The organism is Flavobacterium sp. 9, assembly GCF_002754195.1.
In the GTDB taxonomy this organism is placed as follows: Bacteria; Bacteroidota; Bacteroidia; order Flavobacteriales; family Flavobacteriaceae; genus Flavobacterium.
The window spans coordinates 1,853,851-1,867,467 of sequence record NZ_PEEU01000001.1 but is presented as its reverse complement, the minus strand read 5'-3'; the positions used below and the strand labels follow the sequence as shown (position 1 = coordinate 1,867,467).

Annotated in this window: 13 protein-coding genes; 7 read left to right on the top strand and 6 right to left on the bottom strand. The window is 33.6% G+C overall.

Features of this window, described 5'->3' with window-relative positions:
- The first annotated feature begins 61 nt into the window (after positions 1-61).
- The 4 genes from CLU81_RS07045 to CLU81_RS07030 all read left to right on the top strand — a co-directional run bounded on the left by CLU81_RS07045 (position 62) and on the right by CLU81_RS07030 (position 4,927).
- Complete coding sequence (locus tag CLU81_RS07045) at positions 62-1,840, top strand: cytochrome-c peroxidase (RefSeq protein ID WP_099709182.1); 1,779 nt, start codon at positions 62-64, stop codon at positions 1,838-1,840.
- 453 nt (positions 1,841-2,293) lie between these two features.
- The gene (locus tag CLU81_RS07040) at positions 2,294-2,893 is read left to right on the top strand and encodes a porin family protein (protein WP_099709181.1); all 600 of its coding nucleotides are present in this window, start codon (positions 2,294-2,296) and stop codon (positions 2,891-2,893) included.
- 125 nt (positions 2,894-3,018) lie between these two features.
- Positions 3,019-4,068 carry a sensor histidine kinase gene (locus CLU81_RS07035; protein WP_099709180.1) on the top strand — a complete coding sequence of 350 codons (1,050 nt, stop codon included), beginning with the start codon at positions 3,019-3,021 and terminating at the stop codon, positions 4,066-4,068.
- A 148-nt stretch (positions 4,069-4,216) separates the two neighbouring features.
- Entirely contained in the window at positions 4,217-4,927 is a 711-nt protein-coding gene (locus CLU81_RS07030) for a LytTR family DNA-binding domain-containing protein (protein ID WP_199174556.1), read from the top strand.
- 2 nt (positions 4,928-4,929) lie between these two features.
- Here CLU81_RS07030 and CLU81_RS07025 read toward each other — a convergent pair whose 3' ends face one another.
- A complete protein-coding gene (locus tag CLU81_RS07025; RefSeq protein WP_099709179.1) occupies positions 4,930-5,865 on the bottom strand; it encodes a DUF6268 family outer membrane beta-barrel protein in 936 nt (311 codons plus the stop codon).
- Between the two features lie 170 nt (positions 5,866-6,035).
- Positions 6,036-6,575, bottom strand: a complete 540-nt coding sequence (locus CLU81_RS07020) for a hypothetical protein (protein ID WP_099709178.1) — start codon at positions 6,573-6,575, stop codon at positions 6,036-6,038.
- Between the two features lie 188 nt (positions 6,576-6,763).
- On the opposite strand from CLU81_RS07020, the gene CLU81_RS07015 reads away from it, so the two are divergent.
- From CLU81_RS07015 to CLU81_RS07005, 3 genes are all read left to right on the top strand, one after another.
- Positions 6,764-8,149 (top strand): MATE family efflux transporter, encoded by a 1,386-nt coding sequence (locus CLU81_RS07015; protein ID WP_099709177.1) that lies wholly within the window; start codon positions 6,764-6,766, stop codon positions 8,147-8,149.
- Positions 8,150-8,232: 83 nt separating this feature from the next.
- Positions 8,233-8,460: a hypothetical protein gene (locus tag CLU81_RS07010; RefSeq protein ID WP_056247475.1), complete on the top strand. Its 228-nt coding sequence runs from the start codon at positions 8,233-8,235 to the stop codon at positions 8,458-8,460.
- 90 nt (positions 8,461-8,550) lie between these two features.
- Entirely contained in the window at positions 8,551-10,491 is a 1,941-nt protein-coding gene (locus CLU81_RS07005) for an LTA synthase family protein (RefSeq protein ID WP_099709176.1), read from the top strand.
- Between the two features lie 138 nt (positions 10,492-10,629).
- On the opposite strand, the gene meaB is transcribed toward CLU81_RS07005, so the two are convergent.
- The 4 genes from meaB to CLU81_RS06985 all read right to left on the bottom strand — a co-directional run bounded on the left by meaB (position 10,630) and on the right by CLU81_RS06985 (position 13,611).
- A complete protein-coding gene (meaB, locus tag CLU81_RS07000) occupies positions 10,630-11,724 on the bottom strand; it encodes a methylmalonyl Co-A mutase-associated GTPase MeaB (RefSeq protein WP_199174555.1) in 1,095 nt (364 codons plus the stop codon).
- Between the two features lie 161 nt (positions 11,725-11,885).
- Positions 11,886-12,527 (bottom strand): NAD(P)-dependent oxidoreductase, encoded by a 642-nt coding sequence (locus CLU81_RS06995; protein WP_099709174.1) that lies wholly within the window; start codon positions 12,525-12,527, stop codon positions 11,886-11,888.
- Positions 12,528-12,584: 57 nt separating this feature from the next.
- On the bottom strand, positions 12,585-12,992 hold the full coding sequence (locus CLU81_RS06990) for an Rrf2 family transcriptional regulator (protein WP_099709173.1): 408 nt from the start codon (positions 12,990-12,992) through the stop codon (positions 12,585-12,587).
- A gap of 154 nt (positions 12,993-13,146) precedes the next feature.
- On the bottom strand, positions 13,147-13,611 hold the full coding sequence (locus CLU81_RS06985; protein ID WP_099709172.1) for a hypothetical protein: 465 nt from the start codon (positions 13,609-13,611) through the stop codon (positions 13,147-13,149).
- Positions 13,612-13,617: the final 6 nt, after the last annotated feature.

The window sequence follows — 13,617 nt, the reverse complement described above, 5'->3', positions numbered from 1 at the left end:
TTCAGTTTGAGGTAGTGGTTTCTGTTTTTCTAAATATTCCTCTTTTAATCGGTATTAAATCATGAAAAAAATATATTGTTTGTTGTTCTTGGTAACATTTGTTGCTTGTCAGAAAAAAAACAAACATCAGGAAGTAAATGAATTGTTTCAGTCAGATATTACTTTATTGATCGAAAAAGTCGCCAAACTTAAATATTCGGTACAAGAAGATTCTACCGAAGCACAGATTCAGAGACAATTTCTGGAAGCACATCAGAATTATAAAAAGGTCGAAATGATAAGTGAGTATTATTCGCCCGCAGTTTCTAAATCGATTAACGGACCAGCAATACCGGAGTTCGAAGAAAATGATAAAGTGACCGTTCAGGCCGAAGGTTTTCAGGTTATTGAGGAATTGCTTTTTCCGAAATATAACAGAGCAACCAAAAAAGAACTACTTCAGGAATTAGGGGTTTTATCGGCAAATTTAACTCGGTTAGAAAAAGTATCAAGTTCTAATGAATTGACAGATGCACACGTTTTTGATGCCATGCGATTAGAAGTTTATAGAATTATTACTTTAGGAATTACCGGTTTTGATTCGCCTGTAGTTTTAAATTCACTTCCGGAAGCATTGGTTTCTTTAGAAACAATCGAAAAATATTATAAAGTTTATCTCGAAGATAAATCAGTTCCGGATTCAAAACAAGTTCTTGCAGTTTTAGAAAAAGGCAAGAAATATTTAAAAGCAAACAAAAATTTCGATGCTTTTGATCGTGCTTATTTTATTAAAGAAATTGCAAATCCGTTGAGTCGTGGATTGTATAAAACACAATCTGAATTAGGAATTTCGTTAATGAAGGAGCAAAGAGGTTTGAAAGTAACATCGCAAACTTTATTTGACAAAGACGCTTTTGATCCCGAAGCTTTTTCGGGTTTCCCCGATTATAAAACAACACCTGAAAAAATTGCTTTGGGCAAAAAGTTATTCAATGATCCTATTTTATCCGGAAACAATACGCGTTCCTGCGCTTCTTGTCATCACGCCGATAAAGCATTTACGGATGGTTTGGAAACAGCAGTTTCATTAGACGGAAAATCAATGATTCAGCGTAATACACCAACATTAAATAATATCGCTTTTCAACGTGTATTTTTTGCAGATTCCCGAGTAAGTTATCTCGAAGATCAGGCGGTTGCCGTAATTAAAAATGAAAATGAAATGCATGGATCTCTGGAGAAATCTGCTTTGGCGATTCAAAAAAAAGCTGATTATGTAAAGGAATTTGAGAAAGCTTTTCCGAAAGGAGAAATTAATGAATTTGCAATCAAAAACGCTTTAGCATCTTACATTCGTTCGTTGAGTCATTATGATTCAAAGTTCGACGGATATATGCAAAACAAAGTAACCTTTACAGCCGATGAAAAAGCAGGATTTAATTTGTTTGCCGGAAAAGCCAAATGTGCAACTTGCCATTTTATTCCCCTAACAAACGGAACTGTTCCGCCAAATTTTGACAGATCTGAAAGTGAGATTTTAGGTGTTCCAAATAAAAACAAAAAGCTTGATGGCGATTTAGGGAAGTTTGTGATTACGGGAGCAGCTATTCATAAATATTCATTCAAAACTCCAACCATTAGAAATATTGAACTTACAGCGCCTTACATGCATAATGGCGTTTATAAAACGATGGAAGAAGTTATAGATTTTTATAATGAAGGCGGAGGTTTAGGTAAAGGTTTCGCTCTTGATAATCAAACATTACCCGAAGACAAATTAAAGCTCACAGATCAAGAAAAAAAGCAATTGATTGCTTTTATGAGAACGTTGACAGACAAAAGGTATTTAGAGCAGAATTAGAGAATGTGCCAATTAGAAAATGAGTTAATTAGATAATTTTTTTCGCCACGAATTTCACTAATTAGCACGAATTTTTAATTTCAAGATATCGCTTTGTGAACTTTGTCTTCTTTCGTCAGCTAACAACTTCGTGAACTTTGCGGAAAACCTTTGCAACCTTTGCGGTAAAATTTTTTCGCCACGAATTGCACGAATTTTTAACCTCAAGATATTGCTTTGAGAACTTTGTCTTCTTTTCTAAGTTAACAACTTCGCGAACTTTGCGAAAAACCTTTGCGAACTTTGCGGTAAAATTTTTTCGCCACGAATTATCATAAATTAAATTCGTGCAATTCGTGGCAAAAAATCTTTAAATAATTCCGTTGGTCAAAAGCCAAATGCAGTTCATCAAACTAATTTTAATAGCGTTTTAGGTTTGTGCTCCTTTGCATCAAATTAATAAAAACTATTATCATGAACATGCACAAATTATTATTAGTAACCACTATTTTCTTAGTGAGTTTAATTTCTTCAAAAGCTACTGCACAATCTCCGCTTCCAATTCATGTGGGAATAAAAGGAGGTTCCAATTATTCTGAATTGCCGGTTACGGATGGATTTAGCTCAAAATACGCAGCAGGTTATTTTGTGGGAGCAATGGGAAGATTCGATTTTAAAAGATTCTATATCCAAAACGAAATCTTGTATAGCGAGAAGTCTTCAAAAATTGAGAAAACTTCATTATCGGGATCTAAAAATGCAAAATGGAGAAGCCTCGAAATGCCTTTATTAATAGGTTACAAAGTAATTGATCTTTCGACTTTGAATGTGAGAGTTTTTGGAGGAGGAGTTTATTCGTATGTTCTTGATGAAAATATTTCGTCATTAAATCAACTTAAAAACTCGTACACAAAATTCAATAAATCTAATATTGGTTATCAGGTTGGAGCAGGAGTCGAAATGTGGAAATTTACCTTAGATTTTGTTTATCAAGGCGGACTGAATAATCTAAGTAAAGACTTTAGTTCCAAAGCAGATTCCTTTAATGTAAGCGTTGGATATTTTATTTTCTAACCTTTATTTTACCCTTGAACTTCTAGAAACAGCAAAGAATCTTTTTGGTTCTTTGCTGTTCTTTTAGAAAATATAGGGTTATTTTTGATCCAAAAGATTCTCATAATTTACTTACTCTTTTTTTGATGACTATAAAATATAAAAACCGACATTGGATATTTTTAATCTTTTTCTGGTTCATACTTGGTATTACGATTTGGGCGCAATTGATAGCCGATTATGGAATAATTTCGGCTATACGCCAGTCAGCTTTAATATTATTAAGCTCCATTGTTCTGGCGCATTTTCTTAGTGATGTGATGCTTGCTAGGGCATTACGCAAAAATAAAATGACACTATTTGCGGTACAGGCTTTTGTTGTAGTGCTGCTTTTGTCCCTTTGCCTGGCTGTAATTTATGCCGTTTTCTCCGATTCGCGCACACGTAACCGATTATATCCCGAAGAAGCTAATATGGCTACTATTGAGTTTTTATGGGCTCGGTTTTGTGGAAGCATTCCCGCTGCACTTTTGATTTGTGGCACCGCTTGCGGACTTCGATTTTATCAGGAACATAATGTGATCGAAAGAAATCATGCCGAATTAAAACAAGTTCACTTAGAAGCACAGATAAAAATTCTACAAGATCAAATCAATCCGCATTTGATGTTTAATATACTGAATCATATTCACATTTTGATGCAAAGTAATGTCGAATTAGCTTCGGTTTTACTGGTTCAGTTTTCGGATATTTTAAGGTATCAATTGTATGAATGTAATAAAGAATATGTTCCGTTGCATCTTGAAATTAAATACCTGAAAGATTTAATTGCCGTCGAAGAAACCCGTTGGGGAAATGAATTAGAAGTAAAAAGCAAATGGAATATCGAAGACGGTCATCTTCAGATTGTGCCTTTACTTTTGGTTCCGCTAATAGAAAATGCTTTTAAACATGTATCACGACTTCCAAACCAAAAAGGATACGTCCATTTATCATGCGAACAAATCAATAAACAACTGATTTTTAAAATAGAAAACTCTTATACAGAACAATACAAAATTCCTTCTAAAAATCAAGGATTAGGACTCGAAAACGTCAAGAAAAGATTATCGATTCAATATCCCGAAAAACATCAATTAGAGATAGAAAAAACAGATTCAGATTTTACGGTGAAAGTGACTTTAGATTTAAAATAGGGAGTTTTTTGTAAAAGAAAATAGAATAAAGAATAAAGATGCAAGATGAAAGAATAAATCTGCAAAATCTGCGAGAAACCTTTTTCAGACATTAACGCCAAACCTGAAACAAAAGAAACAAAGAAAACCTGAAACAAAATTTAAGATTATGAATATGAAATGTCTCGTTATTGACGACGAACCAATTGCTAGAAACGGAATAGTAGATTTTGTTTCAAAGATTGATTTTCTTGAAGTTGTTGGCACTTGCGCTTCTGCTTTGGAGGCGACTTCGTACATTCAGGATAAACAAATCGATTTGCTGTTTTTGGATATAAATATGCCTTATTTATCCGGATTAGAATTTTTAGAATCTCTGGATAATCCACCATTAGTTATTTTTACTACCGCTTATTCAGAGCATGCTTTGGACGGATATCGTTTGCAAGTTGTTGATTATTTGCTGAAACCAATTACGTTTCAGCGTTTTTATCAGGCTTCTTTAAAAGCAAAACAGTGGCATCAAATGATTTCTCCCAAGCAAAATCAATTAGATCCGTTTCTTTATGTACGTCAGGAAGAAGGATTTCAAAAGATTTCGTGGGTTGATATTTTATATATCGAAGGAATGCAAAATTATGCTAAACTTCATTTTACAGATAGAATTCTCGTGATTCATCAAACGATGATTTCATTAGAAGAAACACTTCCAAAGGAGATTTTCTTTAGAATTCACAAATCATTTCTAGTGAATATAACACATATCGATTCCGTTTCCGGCGGACGATTATTTGTAAAAGGACAAGAACTACCTATTTCAAGAACACGCCGTGAAGCATTATTGAAAGAGGTAGTTTATAAAAATCTATTGAGCAGATAAATCTAGAATTGCCATTTTAAAGCTAGAGCGGCATAAAAGGTTGTCGTGAATCTTGGGTTTGCCATATCTTTTTCTTTAAACATATTTTTTATTTTTCGGTCATTTGTTGAGAACGATCGAGCTAAAGTACTTCCCGCTGTAGGTTCAAATGTCCAATGTTTACCAAATTTAAGCTGAGGTCTTAAACCCGCAATAATTTGTTGATATCCAAGTAACATCGATTTGTTTGCCGGATTTATTTCAGCAGTCATTCCGCTAAGTTCAACAACTGTTTTTAAGTCAAATGTTTCAGACATTCTATAACCTAATTCTAAACCTTCGGGAAAAGCAATTTTAAAATGTAGCGCGCCTTTAGATTCCCAATTAAAGTAAATTCCCGGAAGCACCATTGGAACACCAAAACTATTGGTTAAAACCGGTCCGAAACCAAAAGCCAAATTAGGATTGAATTGTTTGATAAAAAGAACACCGCCTTGTACAAGAATATCATCTTTGTTGATTTCGACCATATCCGTATAAACGCCTACAGAAGCCATTACTAAAATTGACCAGGATGGAGAAATTGATCTTAAATGTTTGACTCCAATTTGCGCATTTAGAAGCTCATCGGGAAAACCGTTTGGTATTTCTACAGGAAGATCTCGCAGATCATAATTTTTGTTTTCCATTTTGGCATAAGCTCCCTGAAGCACGATCGACCAAAGTTGTGGATGATTGTATTTGTCCATTTTCATGGAAAGCGGAATTTCTACAGAAAGCTGAGCTCTTTTGAAATTACTTTTGGCGTCTGTTTTAGCGCTGTCAATTGGACGTACATAATTAGAAAACGGAACATAATCTGCTTTAAATTCTCCTGAGATACTTTGTTGAGATCTTGCAGAAATTGTAACCAATAAAAAAATAAATAATTGCGATAGATAAAAAACTGTCTTGTTCATGATTTTGATTAATTTTTCTGCGAAGTACAGCGTTCTTCATTAATCCAAAAAAATCATTTGACGACTGGTCTTTATCTTTTGACCAACTGCATAAAAAACGAAACCCGACAGACTATGCGATCTGTCGGGTTTGTTACCAAAAACAAAAATAATAAATTAAACCTTTACTTTTATAAATCAAAACCATAGGCTAGACGTAAAGCCACTTGGTTAGTTTTGAATTTGTTATAGTCCTCATAACGGACACTAATATCAATGTACTTGTTGGCATATCCAATTCCTGGCGCCCATAAAAAAGTGGTTTGATCATAACCGTTTGTAACGGCAAAACCAGCACCAACTTCACCTAAAACATAGAATTGATCTTCCCAGATAAAAGCTTTAAAACCTGCTTTTGCCGGAATAAAACCAAGATCTTTTACATCAACTCCGTTGTCATCTTTTCCCATAAACAAATTGGTAAATCCAGTTGTTAACGTTAATGACGTTCTTTTTGATAAATCATACTGTAAACGAACATCTCCACCCAATGACCAATCGTATGCATTGTCAGTTGGTAAACCTCCGTTAAGTCCAAATCCTAATCTGAAGCCCTGATCATAATTTTTGATTTCTCCTTCAGATTTAGACGTTGTAGTGTCTTGAGCAAACGTGGTATTGGCGTATAAAAAAGCGAAACTCGCTAGGCAGAACATTTTTAGATTTCTCATGACAATTTTTTTTGAATTTATAATGTTGTAAAAATAATAGCTAGGCTTTCGGGCGTTGTTATAGAATTTTTTGAAATTGTTATATAATCTCGACGTTCATTAAAAATGACTTAATTTTTGCTTATGTTTTTAATATTATCAAAGAATTCAAAGCTTCTGACTATCTTTGCCGACTAAATAGAATAGAAGTGAATTTAAAGCAGTACACCAAAGAGTTTTCATACAATTTAAGATTAGCATATCCTATTATATTAGGTATGGTTGGACATACATTAATAGGTATCGTCGATAATATAATGGTAGGGAAATTAGGAAGTACTGAACTTGCGGCAGTTTCACTTGGAAACAGCATGATTTTTATTGCAATGTCACTAGGAATTGGTTTCTCGACTGCAATTACTCCAATTGTTGCCGAAGGTGATGCCGAAAAAAACGATTCTAAAATTCGTTCAGCATTTCATCACGGTTTGTTTTTATGTATCATTTTAGGATTATTGCTTTTTGGCGTAATTATTCTGGCAAAGCCAATAATGGAATTATTAAAACAACCAGCCGATGTAATTGCACTTGCAAAACCATATCTTGATTGGGTAGCTTTTTCGTTGATTCCGCTAATTATGTATCAGGGTTACAAACAATTTGCTGATGGAATGTCGATGACAAAATATTCGATGTATGCTATGATTATGGCTAATGTTCTACATGTTGGAATCAATTATATGTTGATTTACGGAATCTGGATTTTTCCTAAAATGGGAATCGTTGGAGCAGCACTTGGAACAGTAATTTCGAGAATATTTCTGGTAATGTTCATGCATATAATGTTATCGAGAAGAAATGATTTAAAAAAATATTTCAAGAATTTCAGTTTTAGTGAAATTAAAAAAGAAACCATAAATAAAATTATAAGTATAGGATTTCCATCGGCAATGCAAATGCTTTTTGAAGTTGTATTGTTTACAGCATCAATCTGGCTTTGTGGTAATATTGGTAAAACCAGTCAGGCAGCCAATCAAATTGCGTTGAGTTTGTCTTCAATGACCTTTATGTTTGCAATGGGTTTAAGCGTAACATCAATGATTCGAGTTAGTAATCAAAGAGGATTGAACGACTATAAAAACTTAGTTATCGTTGCCCGTTCTATTTTTTTACTGGCAATTATAATCGAAACCGTTTTTGCAATTTTGTTCGTTGTTTTTCATAATTACTTGCCACATATCTTTTTGAATATGGAAAACGGAGGTCAGCTTTTGGATAATAACGAAGTAATAAGTATTGCGTCAAAATTATTTATAATAGCGGCAGTTTTCCAGATTTCTGATGGAATTCAGGTTGTTGTTTTAGGAGCTTTACGCGGATTGCAAGATGTAAAAATTCCAATGTATATAACCTTTGTTGCATATTGGGTAATTGGTTTTCCAATCTCGTATTACTTAGCCGAATATACAGATTTGAAGGCTCAGGGAGTTTGGATTGGGCTTTTGGCAGGATTAACTTCTGCGGCGATATTTTTGTACATTCGTTTTCATTTCCTGACTAAAAAATTAATCAAAAATTCAGATTCAAATACTTAAATTTGAGCCTTATAAAATAAAAAATATGCCATCCGGATAGTTATCGGCAATGGCAACTAACAATAACAAATACATAAATAAAAATGGAATTACCTAAATTTTTACTCGGAGATAATACTGACTTTCCAGATGATATTTTCATCATTCACCTTGATTATCCAAGATTTATAATCAACTTAAAAGATGATGAGGTTGAGTTTATGGAAGAAGCAGAGGATCTTGACGAAGCCGAATTAAATGCTGAAATGGAAGGTTTAATTGTTCTTGCAAATGAATTTTATGACCGTGAAATAACGCGTTACGAAGAGTAAATACATACGGTAGAGGCGCACAGCAGTGCGTCTGTCTGGCAATGCGTTTTACAATATTTCTAAGTCAAAAAATATTTTTAAATCTTTCTAATGAAAAAATTAAGTTATTTAAAACCCATTTTCAATTTTATAGCAATTGGATTGCTAATTACTACTTTAAGTCGAATATTTTTGTTCTTTATTTTTAAAGACAGAGTAGTAGAAACACCAAATTTCTGGTACATTTTTCCAATCGGTCTTCGAATGGATTTGATATTATTATGTTATTTGTCATTTTTACCAGCAGTTTTAATTACGTTTCTACCAAATAAATCGTTGAAATTCACCAATAAATTTCTGGTGATTTATAGCTTTTTATTCCTGTTTCTGATTCTTTTTGTAGAATTAGCAACACCGGATTTTGTAAAACAATACGATACACGTCCAAATAAGATATTTTTAGATTATCTGATTTATCCAAAAGAAGTTGTTGGAATGCTTTTAAAAAGTTACCTGACTTCTATCATTGTGACATTCTTAATTTTGGGAGTTGTTCTGTATTTTGCTTTCAAAAAAGGAAAAAAATATTTCTATACTACAAGTACTGAATATAAATTCAAACTGATGCTTTTTCCATTAGTTGCATTTTTATTGTTTTTTGGAGCACGTTCAAGTCTTACTTCAAAACGTCCGATAAATGCCAGTAATGCTGTTTTCTCTACAGATCAGCTAACAAATACATTAGGATTAAATTCATTTTATACAGTAGCTTTTGCGGCTTATTCGATTAAAAATGAAGGAAACACCAAGATGTATGGTAAAATGGATGAAGCCGAAGCAATTGCTCGTGTAAAAAAATACATGATTGCCGGACCAACTGATTTTACAGATGCTGAGATTCCGTTTTTACACGTTCAACAACCGGATACAATTTTAAAGAAACCTTATAACTTGGTTATCTTTCTGCAAGAAAGTTTAGGAGCTGAATATGTTGGAATTTTAGGCGGAAAACCATTAACACCGGAATTTGATAAATTATCGAAAGAAGGTTTATTGTTTACCAATTTATACTGTACAGGAACAAGAAGTGTCCGTGGAATTGAAGCGGTTGTAACCGGATTTTTACCATCACCATCTGAAAGTGTAGTGAAATTAGGAAATTCACAACAAGGCTTTTTTACTTTGGCAGAAGCCTTAAAACAAAAAGGATATGACACCAGTTTTATTTACGGTGGAATGGCGAATTTTGATAATATGGCTTCGTTTTTCAACGGAAACGGTTTTCAGGATATCGTAGATCAAGAAGATTTTGAATCTGATGGAAACAAATATGCTTTCAAAGGAACTTGGGGTTATTCAGATGAAGATTTAGTTACTAAAGCAAATAATTACTTTAAAGCAAAAGGCGATAAACCTTTCTTTTCATTAATGTTTTCGACTTCAAATCACGAACCTTTTGAATATCCGGAAGGAAGAATCAAACCTTATGACAAGAAACCTGCAACGGTAAATAATGCCATGAAATATGCTGATTTTTCTATTGGGAAATTCTTCGAAATGGCGAAAAAAGAGCCTTATTTCAAGAATACTATTTTCATCGTAATCGCAGATCATAACACAAGAACTTACGGGAAAAATTTAGTGCCTATTAATAAGTTTCATATTCCAGCTTTGATAATGGGACCAGGAGTTCCAAAAGGAGTTTCGTATAGCAAATTGGCAAGTCAAATTGATATTCCTCCAACATTATTGAGTTATTTAGGACTTTCGTTTGAAACACCAATGGTTGGAAGAAATCTAAATAAATTAGATCCAAAAACACAAGGAAGATCGATCATGCAGTTTAATGATATCAACGCATTCAGAGTAGAAAATCAGGTTGTAATTATGCAGCCAAATTTGAAACCTCTGCAATTCGAAATCAAAAATGATACAACTTTAATTCCGGTTAAATTAAATGAAGAATTAGCAAAAGATGCTTTGGCACATGTAATTACAGCAGGAAATTTATATAAAGAGAATAAGTATAAACTTAGAAAAGGTTCTAAGTAACTAAGATTCTAAGGTACTGAGTTTTTATTTAGTTGCTTGTAAACTTTGTCACATTGAGCGAAGTCGAAATGCTTTGTGAGTTCGCGACTTCGCTCGAATTGACAATATTGGAGAAGACTTAGTAACTTAGAATCTTAGTTACTTAGCACCTTTAAAATAAAGATTTAATAAACTCTGAGCAGCTGCAAAAGGTGAAATTTCATCGTTTTGCACTGCTTTTTTGTTTTGTTCTAGTTGCGAAATAATCTCAGGCTGATTGTAGAAATTCAGTTTCAATTGTTCGTTTATGGTTTCCATCATCCAAAATTGGTTTTGTTCTTTTCGTTTTTCGGGAAAGAAACCTGATTCATGTGTGAGTTCAACATATTGAGAAATGGTTTCCCAAATTTCAGAAATTCCTTCTTTGGTGATTGCGCTGCAAGTCGTAACTTTTGGTTGCCAGTTTGATTTTTTTGGAGGAAACAAATGCAAAGCTCTATTGAATTCGAGTTTGGCCTGATTGGCTTTTTTGATATTATCGCCGTCCGCTTTATTGATTACAATAGCATCTGCCATTTCCATAATACCGCGTTTTATACCTTGAAGTTCGTCACCGGCACCGGAAATTTTCAATAATAAGAAAAAATCCACCATACTATGAACAGCGGTTTCGCTTTGTCCAACACCAACAGTTTCGATAATAATAGTATCAAAACCTGCGGCTTCACAAAGTATAATTGATTCTCGTGTTTTTCTTGCCACACCGCCCAAAGTATCTCCGGAAGCACTTGGTCTAATAAAAGCATTTTCATCTTTTACCAATTCTTCCATTCGGGTTTTATCACCAAGAATACTTCCGTGCGAAAGTGAACTACTTGGATCAACCGCCAAAACGGCTACTTTTTTGCCTAATTGCGTCAAATAACTTCCAAAAGCTTCGATAAAAGTACTTTTTCCAACACCAGGAACGCCTGTAATTCCTATTCGGATTGATTTATTAGCGTACGGCAAACATCCATTAATAACATCATTCGCTTTTGCAGCATGTTCAGGATTTGTGCTTTCGACCAAAGTAATAGCACGACTTAATGCCGTTCTGTTTCCGTTTAAAATTCCATCAACTAATTCAGTTGAAGAAGGCTGTTGTCTTCTGTTTTTTTTAATTTGATGGATAGCAGAAACATTGGTGATTTCAGGAGGTGAAATTCCGGCTTTTTCTTGTAAGCTGCTTGATTGTTTTTTTGAACTTGACAAAATATACTTTTTGGTAGTGTAAAAGTACAGAAAACAAAAACAGTTTCAAAAAAGGATTTTCTTTGAAACTGTTTTGTAAATGGAACACTAATTTCACGAATTAACACGAATTACAAGTCTGCTAAACATTTTAATCCGTGTTAATTCGTGAAATTCGTGTTTTAATAAGCTGCAGTAAAACGAACTTGGTGATGTTTTGCGTTTTCGGCTTCATCAGCAATTACAACTGCTAAATCCTCAACAGACAAAATACTTCTTTGTTCGCCGTTGAAAACAGGATTCTCTAATCCTAAACGATATTTTCCTGTTCTTCCTGTTGTAATTCCTTGGTGCATTTCGAAAGCAGGACTGAAAAATGCCCAATCCAATTCTTTTTCTTCTTTCAGGATATTCAAATAATCTCTTGCTGCAGTTGCGCCAGCGTGATATTCTTTAGGGAAATCCGGAGTATCAACCGCTTGTAAACCCGGAGCAACAAATAAACTTCCGGCACCACCAATTGTAATAAAACGTTTTACACCAGATTTTTTAACCGCTTCCTGAATCGCTTTTGATCCTGCAATGAAATCATCGTAAATGTTTGGATTCGTCCAACCTGAATTATAAGCATTGATTACAACGTCATTTCCTTTTAGAATTTCTGCCAAAGCATCAACATTAAAAATATCAGCACTTTTCCAAGTTGCATTCGAAGTGTCTTTTGGGTTTCTTACAATAGCAGTAATGTCATGATTTCTGTTTGCTAATTCGTTTAAAATTGCTGAGCCAACAAATCCGGTTGCTCCAATAATTGCGATTTTCATAATATATAATTTTAATTAGTAATAAAAAATGTTACAGTTTTATATAAAAAAATAGTCTTAGAATTGATTAGAAAAATCTTCCAATGAAATTCCTTCTAATTGTAGACTAACTTTTTGATTCATATCAGCATATAAAGAACTTAAGTTTTGATTGATCTTTTTTCCAACAGGACAGTCAGGATTAGGCTGATTTTTTGCATACCCTAAGTTAATGGTTTCGAAGGTCATTTCAAATATTTCTTTTAATGTAATTTTCGAAGGATCGACAGAAAGTTTTGTTCCGCCATTTTTACCTTCTTTACTTTCTACAACATGATGTGCTTTTAAGTTGGCAATTTCTTTTCGAACCAAAACAGGATTCAAATTGATGCTTCCCGCAATATACTCAGATGATAAAAAATCATTAGGGTATTTTGTCAGCAAAGTCAAAATGTGAATCGTTATGGCAAATTTACCTGAAATCATACTGTAATAAAATATGTTACAAATGTAGAGAGGTTTTTTTGAATAAAAAAAGTTTTAACTAAAAATTAATTGTGCCAATGAAAATCATAGCATAAAAACAAACAGGAATTTATACGCATTATTCGTTTGAATAACGCGTATTTCCTGAGAAAAACTATTTGATTTTTGATTGATTTCGAATTGCAAAAAAATATACCCAACCTATAAAAAGAAGCTGTAACGGGATTCTGAACCATAGATAAGAAATGCCTTTTCCACTGTAATCTGCCGCTTGCAGATTTATATTGTGAGAGGCAGCATAGATATTTGCAGGAAGCAGCATTATAAAAAATACAATAAGAAGTTTGCCGCTAAGCACTTTTGTTTCAGGAATTAAAAGCCAAATCGCGCCAATGATTTCGATAATCCCTGTTGCATAGACAATTATAATAGGTGAGGGCAAAAAGGAGATCATCATTGCCATTCCTTTGGCAAAAGCAAAATGACCAATAGCTGTAAATACAAGCATTGCTGCCATAGCAATTCTTCCGGCAAGTGCTGTTTCAAATGTTTTGGTTTTAAGTCTTATAATCAGCAAAGCAATTGCAAAAACTCCGAATAAAATAAATAAGGTTTCCATATCTTT

What these genes read in the sequence shown, in the direction of transcription:
- CLU81_RS07025 (WP_099709179.1), bottom strand. Translation starts at nt 5,865, where the DNA reads ATGAACAAGACAGTTTTTTATCTATCGCAATTATTTATTTTTTTATTG.
- CLU81_RS07005 (WP_099709176.1), top strand. Translation starts at nt 8,551, where the DNA reads ATGAAAAAATTAAGTTATTTAAAACCCATTTTCAATTTTATAGCAATT.
- CLU81_RS07040 (WP_099709181.1), top strand. Translation starts at nt 2,294, where the DNA reads ATGAACATGCACAAATTATTATTAGTAACCACTATTTTCTTAGTGAGT.
- CLU81_RS06990 (WP_099709173.1), bottom strand. Translation starts at nt 12,992, where the DNA reads ATGATTTCAGGTAAATTTGCCATAACGATTCACATTTTGACTTTGCTG.
- CLU81_RS07020 (WP_099709178.1), bottom strand. Translation starts at nt 6,575, where the DNA reads ATGAGAAATCTAAAAATGTTCTGCCTAGCGAGTTTCGCTTTTTTATAC.
- CLU81_RS07030 (WP_199174556.1), top strand. Translation starts at nt 4,217, where the DNA reads ATGAATATGAAATGTCTCGTTATTGACGACGAACCAATTGCTAGAAAC.
- CLU81_RS07010 (WP_056247475.1), top strand. Translation starts at nt 8,233, where the DNA reads ATGGAATTACCTAAATTTTTACTCGGAGATAATACTGACTTTCCAGAT.
- CLU81_RS06995 (WP_099709174.1), bottom strand. Translation starts at nt 12,527, where the DNA reads ATGAAAATCGCAATTATTGGAGCAACCGGATTTGTTGGCTCAGCAATT.
- CLU81_RS06985 (WP_099709172.1), bottom strand. Translation starts at nt 13,611, where the DNA reads ATGGAAACCTTATTTATTTTATTCGGAGTTTTTGCAATTGCTTTGCTG.
- CLU81_RS07045 (WP_099709182.1), top strand. Translation starts at nt 62, where the DNA reads ATGAAAAAAATATATTGTTTGTTGTTCTTGGTAACATTTGTTGCTTGT.
- CLU81_RS07035 (WP_099709180.1), top strand. Translation starts at nt 3,019, where the DNA reads ATGACTATAAAATATAAAAACCGACATTGGATATTTTTAATCTTTTTC.